This is a genomic window from Arthrobacter sp. ov407, assembly GCF_900102895.1.
Classification (GTDB): domain Bacteria; phylum Actinomycetota; class Actinomycetes; order Actinomycetales; family Micrococcaceae; genus Arthrobacter.
Genome location: NZ_FNGD01000007.1, coordinates 150,802 through 165,774, shown reverse-complemented (window position 1 = coordinate 165,774; position 14,973 = coordinate 150,802). Strand labels below are relative to the sequence as shown.

The window sequence follows — 14,973 nt, the reverse complement described above, 5'->3', positions numbered from 1 at the left end:
CCTGACTGGCGCACCAGGCACATAACGCACGGACCAAGAAGGACGGACCCGGCAGAATCTGCCGGGTCCGTCCTTCATGTTGCTAGTGTGACTGGTTGCCCGCTACTGCTCGAAACCGAGGGCAAAGGCCGCGTCGAGGTCGTGCTGTGAGTACGCGCGGAAGGCGATCTGCGTGGTGGTGTGGGCCACGCCCCGGACCTTCGAGAGTTTGTCCGCGATGACTTCCGCCAGGTCTTCATGCTTGGCCACCCGGGCGATGGCGATCAGGTCCCACTCGCCCGTGACGGAATAGACTTCGCTGATGCCGGCGATGGCCGAGATTTCCTCGGCGGTCTCCGGGATGCGTGAAGCGTCTGTCTTGATCAGGACGAATGCGGTGACCACGTGTGAGCCTTTCCGGATCGGTTGCGCCGTTTGCGGGCCTGTCGGCGGCCCTTGCCCGGGCGCTGCCATCTTCTGCAAGCCTAGTGCATCAGCCCTGGCGGCGGCGTGAACGCACCCGCCGCACGCCCGCGGCCACGAGGCGATAACCCAGGAGGAAAACGCCCAGGCTCAGCAGGGCCACGATGATGAACGGCAGCACCACCGTCTGCCCGGTGACGGCTCGCAGAATCATGCCGACGCCGACGGTTCCGAGCCAGACGGCGACCCCGGCGGGCCACACCCGCAGGGGGCCATGCCACAGGCGGAGGGCGAGCCATGCCAGCGCCGCGCCCGCCAGGAACGGCCACGCCGTCGCAAAGACGCCGCTGATAATGTCCCCGCGCTGGTGCGCGTCGCGCCCAATCGCCGCGAAAAGCAGAATCAGGAGTGCATCCGCGGCGGCGGCCAGGACGGCGGTCTGCGCGGGCCGGAAGCCGGTACTTGAAGCGTCCTGGGCGGAGGGACGGGGGAGTTTGGGGGTCGGGGAAGGCATATAGCCAAGCCTAGTCCCGTCCGGATAGGCCGGGCTGCGGAAGTCGTTGTGTGCGGAATCACGGTGGGGCTAGGCTCGGTCCCACGCCACTGATCGCCGCCGGAGCCAGCCGGTGGCACGGGCGAACGCAAGGGGAGCGCTGTGAGCGAAAAAATCACCACCTGCCTGTGGTTCGACAGCCAGGCCGAGGAAGCCGCCGAGTACTACGTCTCCATCTTCGACGGCGGCAAAATCGTCGACGTCGCTCGGTACGGCGAGGGCGGTCCGGGGCCGGCCGGCCAGGCGATCACCGTCCGCTTCCAGCTTGACGGGCGAACTTTCACGGCGTTGAACGGGGGACCGGCCTTCACCTTCACGGAGGCTGTGTCGTTTGTCATCGACTGTGCGTCGCAAGAAGAAGTGGACCGGTACTGGTCGGCCCTGACCGACGGCGGCCAGGAAAGCCAGTGCGGTTGGCTCAAGGACCGGTACGGGGTCTCGTGGCAGGTTGTGCCGTCCGTGTTGGGGCAACTGATCGGTGGCCCCGACCCCGACGGCGCCCAGCGCGCCATGCAGGCCATGCTCGCAATGCGCAAGCTAGACATCGCCGCCCTTCAGGCCGCTTACGACGGCGCGTGACGCTCCAGCGCCGGTTGCCTGGCGCTCCTGGGGACCCGCGCGGTGGAACGGGCCGGGCCCGCCCGCTGACCCGGTCGGCGTGGCCCCCGGGCTCAGGGACGGTCCGCACATATGATCGTGGAATGAGTAGCGACGCCGTTCCGGAGGCTGTTGTCCCGGTGCAGCTGGATCCTCAGCTGGACGGCCAGCTGAGCATTAACGACATCCTGCTCGAGCTCGGCCAAGCTCCCGTGGTGCATCCTTCCCCGGACGCAGCCAGTGAGCTGCACTTCTTCTAGGCCCGTCCCTTCTGGCAGCAGCCGCATCACGGGCGGCATTGGGGCTCCACCTCGGTATATACAGGCCCTTTGGTCCTAACGACGGGTATCCCGGAGGGCTAGTTTGGCGCGTAAGGGATGCCAGCAGGGCTTCCTCGGAACGAAAGGATGGCTCCCGTGGAGCAATTCTGGAACGTCATTTGGCTGTTCTTTTGGAGTTTCGCGTTCGTCGCCTACCTGTTCGCACTTTTTGCAGTTATCACCGACGTTTTCCGGGACCACGAGCTCAGCGGCTGGCTCAAGGCCGTGTGGATTATTTTCCTGGTCTTCGTGCCTTTCCTCACGGTTTTTGTGTACCTGATCGCGCGGGGCCGCAGCATGGCCGAGCGCCAGTCCAAGAGTGCACAACAGGCCCAAGCCGCCACCAACGAGTACATCCGCTCCGTGGCCACAGCATCCCCCACCCAAGAAATCGCAAAGGCCAAGGAGCTCCTTGACGCCGGCACGCTGACCCAGAGCGAGTTCGACGCTGTCAAGGCCAAAGCGCTGAGTCAGGCCTGACCGGCATCAGTGGAGTGCAAGGACCAGGTAGGTGGCTGCGAGGGCCAGTGTGGTGGGAGTCATGACAAGGCGTTCGGGCTTGCTGCGGGAGATTCCGTTCATGAGGACGCCGAGCGCGAAGTATGCCGTCATCACCCACACAGTGATTGAAGTAAAGGATTCACTGACCAACGGAGGGACAAAGCCGGTCTTGGCCAGCGCGGCGTAAGCGAAGAGGGCATAAATGCCTATGGATACCGCGCTTCCGATTCTGAGTTTGGCAGGGAGGACACGGTGTTGTCCGCCCCACGCCAGCCTGCCGAGCGGAGCTCCGGCGATAAGTGCGACCTGGAAGACGGTCAGGCCGGCCAGCAGTGCGCAGGCGAATATTGCGAAAAGCTGATCTATTGCCATCAAAAACCAGTCCCCTGTCCAGTCCCAAGCATCTCTTGCGGCAAAACTAACACCCCAACAGAAGATCGAAGGGACGCCGTCCCCAAATCCACGACTGATCCTCGGCCTGTGCGCACGAGGAAACCGGGGTACCCTGAGGCGCATGGAGATGCGCCTCGAGGTCGTGCAGGTACCCGTCAGTGATGTGGACAAGGCCAAGTCGTTCTACACAGACCGGCTCGGGTTCGTCCTGGACCACGACGTGGAATACATACCGGGCATCAGGGTCGTCCAGCTCACGCCGCCCGGCTCCGCCGCGTCCATTGTCATCGGCACGGGAATGACGAGCATGCCGCCAGGCAGTCTGGAAGGCCTGCAGCTCGTGGTCCCGGACATGGCATCCACACGGGCTGAGCTACTCCGGCGGGGCGCAGAGATCAGCGACGTCCAAGACATCGGTGGAATCGCCTTCGCCTATTTCAAGGACCCGGACGGCAACCGCTGGGTCATACAGGAAGCTACGCCGCCGGACGTCAGGGAAGCCTTTCAGCGCTAGGCGCAGCCGCTGTCGCGCGGGTGCAGGCTTTTCTCGCCAAGCATCGCGCTATTCATGTTTAACCCCTAAAATCTAAATAGTAGAGTGACTATTTAGACTTTAGGAGGATCCGTGACCCGTTGGCCCGCGCACGGCAGCAAGACGATGCCGTGGAAGTCGTCCGGGCGGCCGCCGCGCGAGGACCGGGAATTCACCGAGGTTGTGGTCTCGCTACCACCCATGATCGCCGGGAGCTGGTTCGATCCGGGCCGCGAAACAATCGTCGCCCTTGAAGAGGCCGCCGTTGCCATAGCGTCCCTGGACGTCACTGCCGGAACCCGGATGGCCGCCATCAGCGGGTTCCTACTCCGCAGCGAGGCCGTCTCCTCCTCCAAAATCGAGCACGTCAACGCCAACCGTGACGATTACGCGCGGGCCATGATCGGGCTCAAGGCCAGTGATGACGCCCGCTCCATGGTGGCTGCAGCCGACGCCGTACAAGGGATGATCGACGACGCCGGGCGAACCGGGGAGATCCGGCTGGAGGCAATGCTGGGTGCCCATCACACGCTCATGAAAGACGACCCGATGGACGGCCCACACGCCGGCAAGTTCAGGGAGGTCCAGAACTGGATCGGCGGCAGCGACCATTCACCGCGCGGCGCGATCCACGTCCCGCCCCCACCGGAGCTCGTGCCGGACCTGATGGAGGACCTGATGGTCTTCTGCAACCGACGCGACGTACCCATCATGGCGCAGGCGGCGATCGCGCACGCCCACTTCGAATCCATCCACCCGTTCACCGACGGCAACGGCCGAATCGGCCGGGCCCTGATCGGCGCGATTTCCCGGCGTCGCGGGCTCACAAAGAACACGGTCACCCCGATCGCGTCTGCGATGGTCGCCGACGTCGACACGTATTTCAGCCTCGTCAACAACTACCGCTCGGGCGACGCCGATCCGTTCGTGCTCTACCTGGCCCGTTCCGCGGTCCGTGCCTCGGACGCCGCCCGGGAATCCGTGGCCGCACTCGATGCCCTGCCGGCGATGTGGCTGGAACTGGCCAGGCCACGCAGGGGATCCGCGGACGAGAAGATCATTCCGTGGCTGCTGGAGCGGCCCGTGTTCGAGGCCCACAGCGCTGCCCATATTGCCGGCGTCGCCGAAAGTTCCGTCTACGCCGCGCTGCAGAGGCTCTCCAATGCCGGGGTCATCACCCCGGTCACCCAGTCAAAGCGCAGCCGGGCCTGGGCGGCGACCGAAGTCCTCGACGAGGTGGACCGGCTCAACAACCGACTGGCCGCTGCCGGTAAGGCTGGCTGAGGGGCAACGACAGTGAGCACGCGCTGTTGGCCGGTGCTATTTGACGGTGCAATTTGGCAGTGTAATTTGACGGTGCTTTTTGATGGTGCTGGATGCAGAATGGAAGGAATCCGGGCTGATTCCGCAGCCCCCTCCAGCGTCGAGGACGGCACATCATGACGAGCAATAAGACACGGACTGCACTCGTGTTGGCGACGGTTTTGATCGGGCTGAGCGGCTGTGCCGGAGGCGGCGGAACACCGGCATCGGCCCCGGCCACGACGGCCGGGACCTCTCCCAGCATGTCCATGGAGCCGTCAGCCCCGGCGGGCTCCACGGCTTCAGGGTCGGGAAGCGGGGCGGCAAACGCCGCCGCCGCGACAATCACGATCAGCAACTTCGCCTACCAGATCCCTGGCTCGGTCGCTCCCGGTGCCGAGGTGAAGGTGACGAACATGGACACTGCCGAGCACACGGTGACCGCAGACCAGGATGCGACGCTCTTTGATGTCGAGGTCAAGGAAAACGGCGGTACGGCCACATTCAAGGCACCCTCCAAGCCGGGCACGTACCCGTTTCACTGCACGTACCACTCCAGCATGCACGGCTCACTGACGGTCAAATGAGGACGACGCCGTGCCGAGACACGTTTTGTCCGGCACGGCGCCAAGACGGTCAGAACCTGAATTCGATACCAGAGTGGATCAATAGGGCTGGGGCGTTCTTGGCGGTCTCGATCGAGAAAGGCGCCTTGCCGTGGCTATCCAGGACCCCTCACCGTGGCTTGACCCATCCGTCGTTGATGACTTGAGTTCGGCTCTTCGGGGCCGGCTGTTCCGTCCTGGAGAATTCGGCTACGACGAAGCCCGGAAGGTCTTCAACGCTATGATTGACCGCCGTCCAGACGTGATTGTCCGCCCCGCTGACGCCGAAGACATTCGCCGTGCGGTGACCTTCGCCCGGGAAAACGATCTTCCTGTATCCATTAAGGGCGGCGGTCACAATGTCGCAGGGAACGCCGTCGGCGCCCATGGGCTCATGCTGGATTGCTCTGGCATGAAGAACGTCCAGGTCGATGCCGAACGGCGGGTCGCCGTGGCTGGAGCGGGTGCGCTCCTGACCGATCTCGACGTCGCCACCCAGGCATATGGCCTAGCCACGCCGCTCGGAGTCGTCTCGGTTACCGGCATCGCCGGCTTGACTCTCGGAGGTGGCATTGGCTGGCTCAACGGCAAGCACGGGCTCGCCTGCGACAACGTGCTCGCCGCCGACGTCGTGACTTCGGATGGCAGGCAACTGACGGTGAGCCCCGAGCAACACGCAGACCTCTACTGGGCCATTCAGGGTGGGGGTGGAAACTTCGGCGTTGTTACCTCGTTCACCTATCGTTTGCATCCCGTCGGGCCGGTTCTTGCCGGAGCGCTCTCATTCCCCGCCGAACGGACGAGGGAGGTCCTGCGGTTTTACCCCGAATTCGCCGCCTCTTGTCCCGACGAGCTCTCGATGTCGGCCAGTCTGGGGTGCGACGCGTCGGGCCGCCCAGTTTTTGGCGTCGGCGTCTGCTGGAGCGGACAGCATGATGAGGCGGAGCTGGCTCTACGGCCGCTGCGCGATCTCGGCCCAGATGTGGACATGGTGGTGCCAACCGACTACGTCGCCCTGCAGAGTGCTGGCGACGCAGGCTTTCCGTTGGGCCAGAACCACTATTGGAAATCGAGCTTCTTCACCGACTTCACTTCCGACGCCATCGATATCCTGCTCCAGTATGCGACCGAGATGCCTTCAGCTGCGAGTGGCATCGCAATGCAGCAAATACACGGTGTGGCCGCTCGGGTCGACCCGGCGGCCACGGCATTTCCCCATCGTCGGTCACAGAGCGAGCTCCTCATCCTGGCCCAGTGGTCCGACCCGGCAGAGACGGAGCGCAACGTCGGCTGGGCCCGCGCCTTCTTCGAAGCGATGCAGCCCTTTGCCGCGGGCGGGGTGTACGTCAACGATCTGGGCCAAGAAGGGGAGGCCCGGGTGCGGGCAGCCTACGGCGCCAACTACGATCGGCTGGTCGCCGTCAAAGCCACATACGACCCAATGAACCTCTTCCGATCGAATCAGAACGTCCGCCCGGTCGCATAGGAAGTCCGCCGGGCGCTTACCCCTCAAAAGGGATGTCCGCGAGTGTCAGCGCCGGCGGCGAACTTCCGTCGATGTCCAGTACGCCAAATTCCTTCGCCACCGCAGCGGCGATAAGCACCTGGCCGGTCCGCGCCAGCAGGTTCGGATCGTGGAAGAGTGCGTTGATCACGCGGCCGATGAATTCAGGGCTTTCGCTGGTTGAGAGATCGAATGCGCCACTTTCCGCGGCTGCCAGGACCGACTCGGTTCGAACCAGACCGGGGTAGAGCGAGATGACCGGAACGGCGAACGGTTTCAGCTCGACGGCCATGTCGGATGTCATCTTGTCGGTCGCCGCTTTTGCGATGCCGTAGATCGTGTTGCCGAGGTGACGCTGCGCCGACCAGAAGCTGATGTTGATGATCAAGCCGCGGTGCCGCGGCGTCATCATGCGCGCCGCGTGTGCCGAACACACAAAGGCCGCGCGCACCCCGGCGTCCATCATGCCGGTCCAGCGATGCGCCGGCTGATCCCAAAACGGCGCAGGCCACGTGAATGCTCCGCCTTCGACCATCTTCTCGTAGCCGCCCCAGGCGCAATTGACGAGAAGATCGAGGCTGCCGCACTCGGACCGGATCACGTCAAACACGCGGGCCGTCTCTTCGTCTTTGAGATGGTCGCAGCGCACGCGCCGTAGCTCCCGCGGCAGGTCCGCCTGGTCGATCGAGCGGCCCGAGCCGTAAACCCGGAACCCCGCCGCCAGAAGGCCAAGCGCGATGCCCCGGCCGACGCCTCGGCTCGCACCGGTCACGAGCGCAACGTTGCCCGTGGGCGCTTCACTGCGTTCGCGTTCGTTGGTCATGCCAGCGGCCCCCGCTTGCGTTCCGTTCCGTGACCTCATGATAGGCCGGTGTCTGCGCCTTGGCTCCAAGTTCACGCACCGCGCTTCGCGCCGCGCAGCGATCCCCAACTTCGAGATCGTCGGGTGGCATCATGATCAACCCCCGGGCGCAAGACTGCCGCCAAAGACGGGTGCGATGGCCCTGTCGGAGACGAAGGCGGATGTCTATTCTGTTCTGTAAAAGACCGTTGCGACATACGGTCTACAGGCCGCCGGCACGTCCCGGGAAGCCCTCCCGCTCCGGGGGCCCGTCTCGATGAGGAGGCGTCGATGTCCAGTCCCGATGTGCCGACGCGCGGGCCGGCCAGACCCGGTCCATATGTCGTTACCGGATTCCTGTTGGCCATCGCCATAGTGATTCCGTTGTATGTGCCGGCGTATTCTGTCGATGAGCCGCGTTTGGCCGGTATGCCGTTCTTCTACTGGTACCAGATGATGTGGATTCCGATCACCTCGGCCCTGGTGGGGATCTCCTACTGGCTGGTCAGTAAGGAGGATCGCCGCCGGCGCGAATCCGTGCGCGGCGTGACCGGTGACCAGGAGGAGCGATGAGCGGGGCAGCCGTGTCGCTGGCCGCTCCGGACCGGCCTATTAGCTGGGTTCCACTGACCATTGTGATCATTCTCTTCGTCCTGGTGGCGGTCTTGGGGTTCGTAGCTGCGCGGTGGCGGCGGGGAGAGGGGACAGGGCTGCACAGCCTTGACGAGTGGGGCCTTGGGGGCCGCGGTTTTGGAACCTGGGTGACCTGGTTCCTGCTCGGCGGCGACCTGTATACGGCCTACACGTTCGTGGCCGTTCCGGCTGCAATGTGGGCCACTGGCGCCGTGAGCGGATTCTTCGCGGTGCCGTACACAATCGTTCTGTACCCGATCGTGTTCCTCCTGATGAGCCGGTTGTGGTCCGTCTCGCATCGGCATGGGTTTGTCACACCGGCCGACTTCGTTGGCGGCCGCTACGGCAGCAGGGCGCTGACCCTTGCCGTCGCAGTCACCGGCATCGTCGCGACGATGCCTTACATTGCACTTCAGCTGGTCGGTATCAAGGCCGTGCTCACGGTGCTGGGCCTGGGCAGTGCGGAGAACGTACTGCTGACCGACCTGCCGCTGATCATCGCGTTCGTGGTCCTGGCCGCTTATACGTACACCTCGGGCCTTCGGGCTCCGGCCCTGATCGCCGTTGTGAAGGATCTGCTGATCTACCTTGCGGTGATCGTCGCGGTCATTTACCTGCCGATCAAGTTTGGCGGCTGGGGCCCCATCTTCGACTCCGCCGAGGCGAAACTCGCTGCGGTCAACCCTGCCACCGGTAAACCCACTGGAGTCTTCATTCCGGGCGCGAACAGTTACTCGGCCTACTGGACGCTGGCTCTGGGCTCGGCCTTGGCGCTTTTCATGTACCCGCACTCGATCACGGGCGTCCTGGCGACCAAGAGCAGGAATACGATCCGGAAAAATGCCGCGGTGCTGCCGCTGTACTCGTTGATGCTGGGGTTCCTGGCTCTGCTGGGCTACGCGGCGATATACGCCGGCACCGACCCCATCGACCTGAACGGAACCGTCAACCCGCAGTTGGTGGTGCCGCAGCTGTTCCTGGATCAATTCCCGGCCTGGTTTGCCGGAATCGCCCTGGCCGCCATCGCCATCGGGGCTCTGGTCCCGGCCGCGATCATGTCGATAGCCGCGGCGAACCTGTTCACCCGCAACATTTACCGCGACCTGATTAAGCCCGACGCCACACCCCGGCAGGAAGCAAAGGTCTCCAAGATCGCGTCGCTTGTGGTGAAATTCGGTGCACTGATTTTCGTCATTGCCATGGACCAGTCGGCAGCAATTAACATGCAGCTCCTCGGCGGTATCTGGATCCTGCAGACCTTCCCGACGATCGTGGCAGGGCTCTACACCCGCTGGTTCCACCGGTGGGCACTTTTCGGCGGCTGGATAGCCGGAATCATCTATGGCACCATCGCGGCTTACAACGTGGTCAACCCGGTCACGAAAGCCTACTTTGGCGGCTCGATCGCGGCCATCCCCGGCACTGATATACAGGTCTACATCGCCGTTGTGGCGTTTGCGATAAACCTCGTGGTTGCCACCGGCCTATCTCTGCTCTTCCACGCAATGAAGCTCCCTGGTGGGAATGACATCACCCACAGCTCGGACTACGGCGCCGACGAGAAGGATCCGAAGGTCGCCCAGATCGAGCGCGAGTACCCGCTTGCCGAGCCAGGAGGATCCACTTTCTGATTCGCTTGAATCCTCGGCGCTGAAGTGGAACCCGACCGGAGTTAAGACGCCGTCGCGGGCATCAGGCGCAGCGAAGATCGATCACGATCGTTGGCCGGCGTCGGGGGTTGTGAGGATGACGAGTTGCCGGGTTGTCCGGGTCATCGCGACATAGCGGTCCACCGCTCCCTCGATGCCCGTGCCGAACGCCTCCGGGTCGACTAGGACAACCACGTCGAACTCGAGGCCCTTCGACAGCTCCGGGGTCAGCGACCTGACGCGGGATGTCGCCCGGACCGAGTCGTGGTCGATGCCGCCCGTGCCGATGACGCAGGCGGTCCCGTCGGCATGCGCGGCGAGCCAGGTGTCGAGGATCGAGCCCAGCTCCGACGTCGACCCGTAGACCACTGGGATGCCGCTGCTGCGGATAGACGTCGGCACGTTGGCGTCCGGGAGGGCCGCCCTGATGACCGGCTCGGCTTCCGCCATGACCTCCTCGGGCGTTCGGTAGTTGATGCTGAGGGTCGCCAGGTTTACGTTGGTAAGGCCGACCCGCCCGAGCCGTTCCAGCCACGACTCCGCGAACCCGTGCCTGGCCTGCGCACGATCCCCGACAACGGTGAAGCTCCGGGACGGGCAGCGGAGGAGCAGCATCTGCCACTCCGCGTCGGTCAGCTCCTGCGCCTCGTCCACGACGACGTGGGCGAACGGGCCGGCGAGCTCGTCCGGGTGGGCGCTCGGCGCAACATCCTCGTCGCCCAACTTGTCCTGCAGGTCCTCCCCGCGCAGCATTGACATCACCATCAGTTCGGAGTCGTCGGACGCGATCAGGTCTTCGACCACCCGGTCCATGAGCTCTCGCTCGGAGGCACCGGCGGCGTCCTGCCGACGCTTGCGTCGTGACGTCTCGGGGTCGCCGAGTCGTTGACGGGCCGCGTCCAGGAGCGGCAGGTCGGACACGGTCCAGGCCTGGGGTTCCTGGCGCTGCAGCTTCGTGACCTCGTCAGGGCGGAGCAAGGGGGCGCACATGCGCAGGTAGGCGGGCACCGACCAGAGGTCGCCGACAAGGTCGGTGTAGTTCAGCAGCGGCCACGCCCTGCTGAAAGCGCCGACCAACTCCGGGTTCTGCGCCAAGGCCCTGCGGAGTATGCCGTCGGGGATGTCGTCGCCGTCGTGTTTGTCCACAAGGATTGTGCGCAACTCCTCCCAGACCTCGTCGCGCGCCTCGTTGTGCGTGGTGCCGGGTTCTGGTGCTTCGAACGCCTCGGCCCAGTCCTCAACGCTGAGCCACAGGTCGGCGTACGGCGTCTCGACCTCCATCCCCTTCGTGGGCGGCTCCTCGTAAAACCTGACGGCTGGCTCGATCGCCTTAACCATGTCCGCGGACGACTTCAGGAAGGCCACGTTCGGGTCGGTCTCGATCGCTGCGGTGGCCCCCTCGGGGACGAGGTCCCGCAGGGTGCAGGTCCGCACGCCCTCCTCTCCGAGGCTGGGGAGGACGTCGGCGACGTAGGCCAGGTAGGGCCGGTGCGGTCCGATGAACAGCACACCGCTTTTGCTGTGGGCACCACGGTGACCAAGGCGGGGGTCGGAGTAGAGGAGGTAGGCGGAGCGGTGCAGGGCGACGACGGTTTTCCCCGTCCCTGGACCGCCGTCGACGACGAGAGCGCCACGGGATGCCGCGCGGATAATGGCGTCCTGGTCAGCCTGGATGGTGCCGAGCACGTCTTGCATCCGGGCTGAGCGGCTGCTGCCCAGGCTGGCGATGAAGGCGGAAAGGTCCTCGAGGGCGGCGTGCCCAACCAAGCCGTCCGGGGTGAACACCTCGTCCCAGTAGTCGGTGATTCGGCCGCGGGTCCAGCGATACCTGCGGCGGCTTGCCAGACCCATCGGGTTGGCGTGGGTTGCTCCGAAGAACGGCTCGGCGGCGGGGGTGCGCCAGTCGGTGAGCAGCCGGCGGCCCTCTCTGTCCGTGAGGCCAAGCCGTCCGACGTACACGGGCTCGGGGTTGTCTGCGCTGACCATGTGTCCGAGGCACAGGTCCAAACCGAAGCGGCGCAGGGCGCGCAGACGGGCGGTGAGCCGGCGGATCTCCACGTCCCGCTCCAGCGCCTCTTGGCCTAAGCGGCCGGACTCCTTGCGCGTGGCATCGAGACGGTCGGACAGGTCGGCGATCGTCTGCTCGAGGCTCTCCGCGATGGCCGCGAAGTGCTGCTCGTCGCCGGCGATCAGCGTCGGGTCGGCTTTGGGTGTGAGGTGGTCGGGAAGGTTGAACGCACTGGTGGTCAAGGGCACGTCATCAGCTCTTTTCTAGAGGTGTGCCGAACCAGGTGGTGATCGCTTCCCGCAGAGCAGGCGCGGCGGTCCCGGTGGGTTCGTTCGCCTCCCAATTCTGTGGCACGACCCGGGGCTTGCGGCAAGCCCCCCGGGGCCCTATAGATTGAAAGTAAGGAAGGAATGTGCCGCTTCCATTCCCCCTTTCCAGCCGCCGGCGTATGGCCCCGATACCCATCTGTGCGGCGTGGCAGACTTTCTGCCATGGAGCCAATGGATTGTCTGGTCATCTACGTCCCCACCGAAGCTGCGCACGCGGTCCGGCAGGCCATTGGCGAGGCCGGGGCAGGCAGGCTGGGCAACTACTCGCACTGCTCGTTCAGCCTCGAAGGCACCGGGCGCTTTACGCCGCTGCCGGGCGCGAACCCGACCATTGGCGCCGTCAATTCGCCCGAGGAGGTGCCGGAAACCCGGATCGAGGCGACTTACCCGCGCTCCCGGCGCAACGCCGTCGTCGACGCCGCGCTCTCCGCGCATCCGTACGAGACGCCGGCGTTCATGACCTTTCCGGTCGATGCCAGCCTGCCGGACCGGACGGGCTCCGGAGACTAGCGCAGACGGACAAGCGGAGGCCCCCGCCGCGGGAAGGGCTCAGGACTCAGGCCGGCGCCGGTGTCATCCGGAGTGCCAGCATCCCGCCTTCGAGGAGTTCAAGTTCGACGATGTGCAGCGTGTGCCGGGTTCCGGCTTCCGGCAGCATCTTCTTGCCTTGCCCGAGCACGATGGGGGACACCAGCAGAACGTACTCGTCGACGAGGTTCTCCTCCATGAGCGTCTTGACGAGCGTCGGGCTTCCCCAAACGATCACGTTCTCCCGCTCGCGAAGCGCGCGGACCCGGCCGGCTATGTCGTCGGCGATGATCGTGCTGTTGTTCCAGTCCGCGTGGTCCATGGAGGTCGACACGACGTACTTCGGCATGGCGTTGAACTTGTCGGCGGTGAAATCGCCCGACCGCGACGGCCAGGAGGCCGCGAAGCCATCATAGGTGACCCGGCCGAGCAGCATCGAGTCCGCCGCGGCCAGCACTTGTTCGTTGAATGCCACGGTGGCGTCGCTGAAGAACGGGCCCGACCAGAGCTGGGGCTCCTCGGCCACGTTGTCCAGGGTGGTAAACGCGGTGACGGTGAGCTTGCCCATGAAGATCTCCTTCAGGTCGGTGGCGCGTGGCTGTTATCCGCGGCTTCTGAGCCGGAGTGTTCGTGCCTGGTGGATGGTGGCCAGAGCAACAGCGCTGGCTGTGAGTCTGAAGGCGTGGACCCTGTACCACCGCTTCAGCAGCGGTTTGCGGTCCGCCTCACTGAGCGGTTCTGGGCTGAAGAACAGGGCGGGGTTGATGGACCGGAGCAGATACGCGGTGGCGGCAGCACCCGACGTCGAGCTGGCGGCAGCGACTATCAGCCATGGCCTGCTGTCGGCACGATTCCAGCCTGCCACGAGGGCAGCGATGGCCGCTGGCGCGTTGATCGGGGCGATCGGGGCGTAGTAGCGGCCGGGGCTGCCCGCTCCAAAGGGCGAGCGGGGGAGTTCGCGGCTTGCTTCCGCGGCCGCGACGCGGTGAGGGACCTTGACGAGGGCCTCGTAAAGATTGCCGAAGAACCAATGCGCATGGCTGAACTCCGCCACGCCTAAGAGCCGATCCGTGATCAATTCCCTGCGGCCTGAGGAAGTCTGTCCCATGCCCACAATCTACCGCCGATGCTAATCGCCGGCCATGCAGTCCAGCTCAACGGTCGGCCGGACTCCGCTGATTCCCTAGGATGCATCGCAGCACATCATCGAATCCGGGCACACACGACGAGTACAAAGCCTGTCCGGGTTATGGCACCAGATGCTGAGTTATGCGGCCATGTCCGCTGACCAGTTCAACCTCGGCCAAAGCTCCGTTCACGAGTGGCATCTGAGGGGGCTGGTGCCCGGTGTCGAAGTCGAGAATTACCGGAATACCGAGGTCGGCGAGGGCCCGCTCGACAGCCTCGCTCTGGGTCAGATCTGGAACATCAGGAGCGGTGGTGCGCCCAATGAGCACACCGGATGCGCGGTCAAACCAACCGGACAAGCGCAGCGCCCACAGGGTGCGGAGCACTGTTGCGGCGTCGGAATCGGAGACTTCGAGATAGACGATCACTCCCTCCGGGGCGTGCCGCTGAGCAAATCCGGACACGTCCCCGTAGCGAGAGCCGGCAAGCAGCGAAACCGTCTCCAGGCACCCGCCGATGAGGCGACCGCGCATTTTTACATCGTCGTCGCCATTCAGAGCTCGCCAGACGGTCGGTGCCTCATAGGCAGCGTCCCGGCCGAGTGGTTCCTCTTCCCACGTACCCCACGGGCGCGACCGTCGATGCGGCGCTGCCGTCTGGGTGAAAGACGCCCCGACAGGCAGAGATGCCACGTCCGTCCACCGGTGGAACTCAGTCGGCAGTTCCCAGGGCTCGTCCATGAGGTTAGCGCCGTGGAGGGCTGCGACACCTGTAGTGATGGTCAGGGGCAGGAGGAGCGTGGAAATGTCCGACCAGCCGACGAACCACTTCGGATCTTCCGCGAGAGCAGCCCAGTCAGTCCGATCGACGAGCTCGATCGCCAGCTCGCCTCCCCACGGAGGGAGAACGGCGCGAGCCGGACCTGCGAAGGTAGCCATAAGCTCAGCCTGACGCGCGGACGCGGGACCAGGAACGAGTCCGTCCCGCCGGGCGAAATCTCCGACTTCGACGATGAACCCCGACGCCCGCAGGTCCCGTACGGCATCGTCGAGTCGGGCGTGCAATGAAGTTGGAACGCCCATCGATGGAGCGGGCACGTCGATTCGATCTCCGGCAGCAAGGGGTCGCGGGTATCGCAGTCCGGTCAT

Annotated in this window: 18 protein-coding genes; 10 read left to right on the top strand and 8 right to left on the bottom strand. The window is 64.9% G+C overall.

From position 1 onward, the window contains the following. Positions 1-102: 102 nt before the first annotated feature. Positions 103-384, bottom strand: coding sequence for an Lrp/AsnC family transcriptional regulator (locus BLS42_RS11075; protein WP_090580900.1), 282 nt, complete (start codon positions 382-384; stop codon positions 103-105). An 88-nt stretch (positions 385-472) separates the two neighbouring features. After that, positions 473-916 (bottom strand): DUF3054 domain-containing protein, encoded by a 444-nt coding sequence (locus BLS42_RS11070; protein ID WP_090580897.1) that lies wholly within the window; start codon positions 914-916, stop codon positions 473-475. A gap of 141 nt (positions 917-1,057) precedes the next feature. Here BLS42_RS11070 and BLS42_RS11065 point away from each other — a divergent pair, with 141 nt between their 5' ends. The 3 genes from BLS42_RS11065 to BLS42_RS11060 all read left to right on the top strand — a co-directional run bounded on the left by BLS42_RS11065 (position 1,058) and on the right by BLS42_RS11060 (position 2,352). Continuing rightward, positions 1,058-1,534: a VOC family protein gene (locus BLS42_RS11065; protein WP_090580894.1), complete on the top strand. Its 477-nt coding sequence runs from the start codon at positions 1,058-1,060 to the stop codon at positions 1,532-1,534. Positions 1,535-1,656: 122 nt separating this feature from the next. Then, positions 1,657-1,812, top strand: a complete 156-nt coding sequence (locus tag BLS42_RS20230; RefSeq protein ID WP_018773067.1) for a hypothetical protein — start codon at positions 1,657-1,659, stop codon at positions 1,810-1,812. A 156-nt stretch (positions 1,813-1,968) separates the two neighbouring features. Next, positions 1,969-2,352, top strand: coding sequence for an SHOCT domain-containing protein (locus BLS42_RS11060; protein ID WP_371129557.1), 384 nt, complete (start codon positions 1,969-1,971; stop codon positions 2,350-2,352). Positions 2,353-2,358: 6 nt separating this feature from the next. On the opposite strand, the gene BLS42_RS11055 is transcribed toward BLS42_RS11060, so the two are convergent. Continuing rightward, positions 2,359-2,745, bottom strand: a complete 387-nt coding sequence (locus tag BLS42_RS11055; protein ID WP_176803358.1) for a hypothetical protein — start codon at positions 2,743-2,745, stop codon at positions 2,359-2,361. Positions 2,746-2,887: 142 nt separating this feature from the next. Between BLS42_RS11055 and BLS42_RS11050 the strand changes: the two genes are divergently transcribed. The 4 genes from BLS42_RS11050 to BLS42_RS11035 all read left to right on the top strand — a co-directional run bounded on the left by BLS42_RS11050 (position 2,888) and on the right by BLS42_RS11035 (position 6,691). Then, complete coding sequence (locus BLS42_RS11050; RefSeq protein ID WP_090580888.1) at positions 2,888-3,280, top strand: VOC family protein; 393 nt, start codon at positions 2,888-2,890, stop codon at positions 3,278-3,280. Between the two features lie 111 nt (positions 3,281-3,391). Then, entirely contained in the window at positions 3,392-4,582 is a 1,191-nt protein-coding gene (locus BLS42_RS11045; RefSeq protein WP_090580885.1) for a Fic family protein, read from the top strand. Positions 4,583-4,737: 155 nt separating this feature from the next. After that, positions 4,738-5,187 carry a cupredoxin domain-containing protein gene (locus tag BLS42_RS11040; RefSeq protein WP_218122102.1) on the top strand — a complete coding sequence of 150 codons (450 nt, stop codon included), beginning with the start codon at positions 4,738-4,740 and terminating at the stop codon, positions 5,185-5,187. 130 nt (positions 5,188-5,317) lie between these two features. Continuing rightward, entirely contained in the window at positions 5,318-6,691 is a 1,374-nt protein-coding gene (locus BLS42_RS11035; protein WP_090580881.1) for an FAD-binding oxidoreductase, read from the top strand. A 16-nt stretch (positions 6,692-6,707) separates the two neighbouring features. Here BLS42_RS11035 and BLS42_RS11030 read toward each other — a convergent pair whose 3' ends face one another. Then, positions 6,708-7,532: an SDR family NAD(P)-dependent oxidoreductase gene (locus BLS42_RS11030; RefSeq protein ID WP_090580878.1), complete on the bottom strand. Its 825-nt coding sequence runs from the start codon at positions 7,530-7,532 to the stop codon at positions 6,708-6,710. A 309-nt stretch (positions 7,533-7,841) separates the two neighbouring features. On the opposite strand from BLS42_RS11030, the gene BLS42_RS11025 reads away from it, so the two are divergent. Both BLS42_RS11025 and mctP read left to right on the top strand, forming a co-directional pair. Further along, complete coding sequence (locus BLS42_RS11025) at positions 7,842-8,123, top strand: DUF3311 domain-containing protein (RefSeq protein ID WP_090580875.1); 282 nt, start codon at positions 7,842-7,844, stop codon at positions 8,121-8,123. Further along, on the top strand, positions 8,120-9,814 hold the full coding sequence (mctP, locus tag BLS42_RS11020) for a monocarboxylate uptake permease MctP (protein ID WP_090580872.1): 1,695 nt from the start codon (positions 8,120-8,122) through the stop codon (positions 9,812-9,814). The genes BLS42_RS11025 and mctP overlap by 4 nt, the downstream gene beginning before the upstream one ends. Before the next feature lie 81 nt (positions 9,815-9,895). On the opposite strand, the gene helR is transcribed toward mctP, so the two are convergent. Further along, positions 9,896-12,088 (bottom strand): RNA polymerase recycling motor ATPase HelR, encoded by a 2,193-nt coding sequence (gene helR / locus BLS42_RS11015; RefSeq protein ID WP_090580869.1) that lies wholly within the window; start codon positions 12,086-12,088, stop codon positions 9,896-9,898. 252 nt (positions 12,089-12,340) lie between these two features. Between helR and BLS42_RS11010 the strand changes: the two genes are divergently transcribed. Further along, positions 12,341-12,679 (top strand): YqfO family protein, encoded by a 339-nt coding sequence (locus tag BLS42_RS11010; RefSeq protein ID WP_090580867.1) that lies wholly within the window; start codon positions 12,341-12,343, stop codon positions 12,677-12,679. A 46-nt stretch (positions 12,680-12,725) separates the two neighbouring features. Here BLS42_RS11010 and BLS42_RS11005 read toward each other — a convergent pair whose 3' ends face one another. The 3 genes from BLS42_RS11005 to BLS42_RS10995 form a co-directional block, all read right to left on the bottom strand. Continuing rightward, positions 12,726-13,265, bottom strand: coding sequence for a dihydrofolate reductase family protein (locus tag BLS42_RS11005; protein ID WP_090580864.1), 540 nt, complete (start codon positions 13,263-13,265; stop codon positions 12,726-12,728). Between the two features lie 33 nt (positions 13,266-13,298). Then, on the bottom strand, positions 13,299-13,805 hold the full coding sequence (locus BLS42_RS11000) for a DUF1772 domain-containing protein (protein ID WP_143019183.1): 507 nt from the start codon (positions 13,803-13,805) through the stop codon (positions 13,299-13,301). A gap of 139 nt (positions 13,806-13,944) precedes the next feature. Next, entirely contained in the window at positions 13,945-14,973 is a 1,029-nt protein-coding gene (locus BLS42_RS10995; protein WP_090580859.1) for a S66 family peptidase, read from the bottom strand.

Excerpts from the sequence above, each read along its gene's own strand:
- BLS42_RS11070 (WP_090580897.1), bottom strand. The coding sequence starts at position 916 with ATGCCTTCCCCGACCCCCAAACTCCCCCGTCCCTCCGCCCAGGACGCT.
- BLS42_RS20230 (WP_018773067.1), top strand. The coding sequence starts at position 1,657 with ATGAGTAGCGACGCCGTTCCGGAGGCTGTTGTCCCGGTGCAGCTGGAT.
- BLS42_RS11055 (WP_176803358.1), bottom strand. The coding sequence starts at position 2,745 with ATGGCAATAGATCAGCTTTTCGCAATATTCGCCTGCGCACTGCTGGCC.
- BLS42_RS11050 (WP_090580888.1), top strand. The coding sequence starts at position 2,888 with ATGGAGATGCGCCTCGAGGTCGTGCAGGTACCCGTCAGTGATGTGGAC.
- BLS42_RS11040 (WP_218122102.1), top strand. The coding sequence starts at position 4,738 with ATGACGAGCAATAAGACACGGACTGCACTCGTGTTGGCGACGGTTTTG.
- BLS42_RS11030 (WP_090580878.1), bottom strand. The coding sequence starts at position 7,532 with ATGACCAACGAACGCGAACGCAGTGAAGCGCCCACGGGCAACGTTGCG.
- BLS42_RS11025 (WP_090580875.1), top strand. The coding sequence starts at position 7,842 with ATGTCCAGTCCCGATGTGCCGACGCGCGGGCCGGCCAGACCCGGTCCA.
- mctP (WP_090580872.1), top strand. The coding sequence starts at position 8,120 with ATGAGCGGGGCAGCCGTGTCGCTGGCCGCTCCGGACCGGCCTATTAGC.
- BLS42_RS11010 (WP_090580867.1), top strand. The coding sequence starts at position 12,341 with ATGGATTGTCTGGTCATCTACGTCCCCACCGAAGCTGCGCACGCGGTC.
- BLS42_RS11005 (WP_090580864.1), bottom strand. The coding sequence starts at position 13,265 with ATGGGCAAGCTCACCGTCACCGCGTTTACCACCCTGGACAACGTGGCC.
- BLS42_RS11000 (WP_143019183.1), bottom strand. The coding sequence starts at position 13,805 with ATGGGACAGACTTCCTCAGGCCGCAGGGAATTGATCACGGATCGGCTC.
- BLS42_RS10995 (WP_090580859.1), bottom strand. The coding sequence starts at position 14,973 with ATGACCGGACTGCGATACCCGCGACCCCTTGCTGCCGGAGATCGAATC.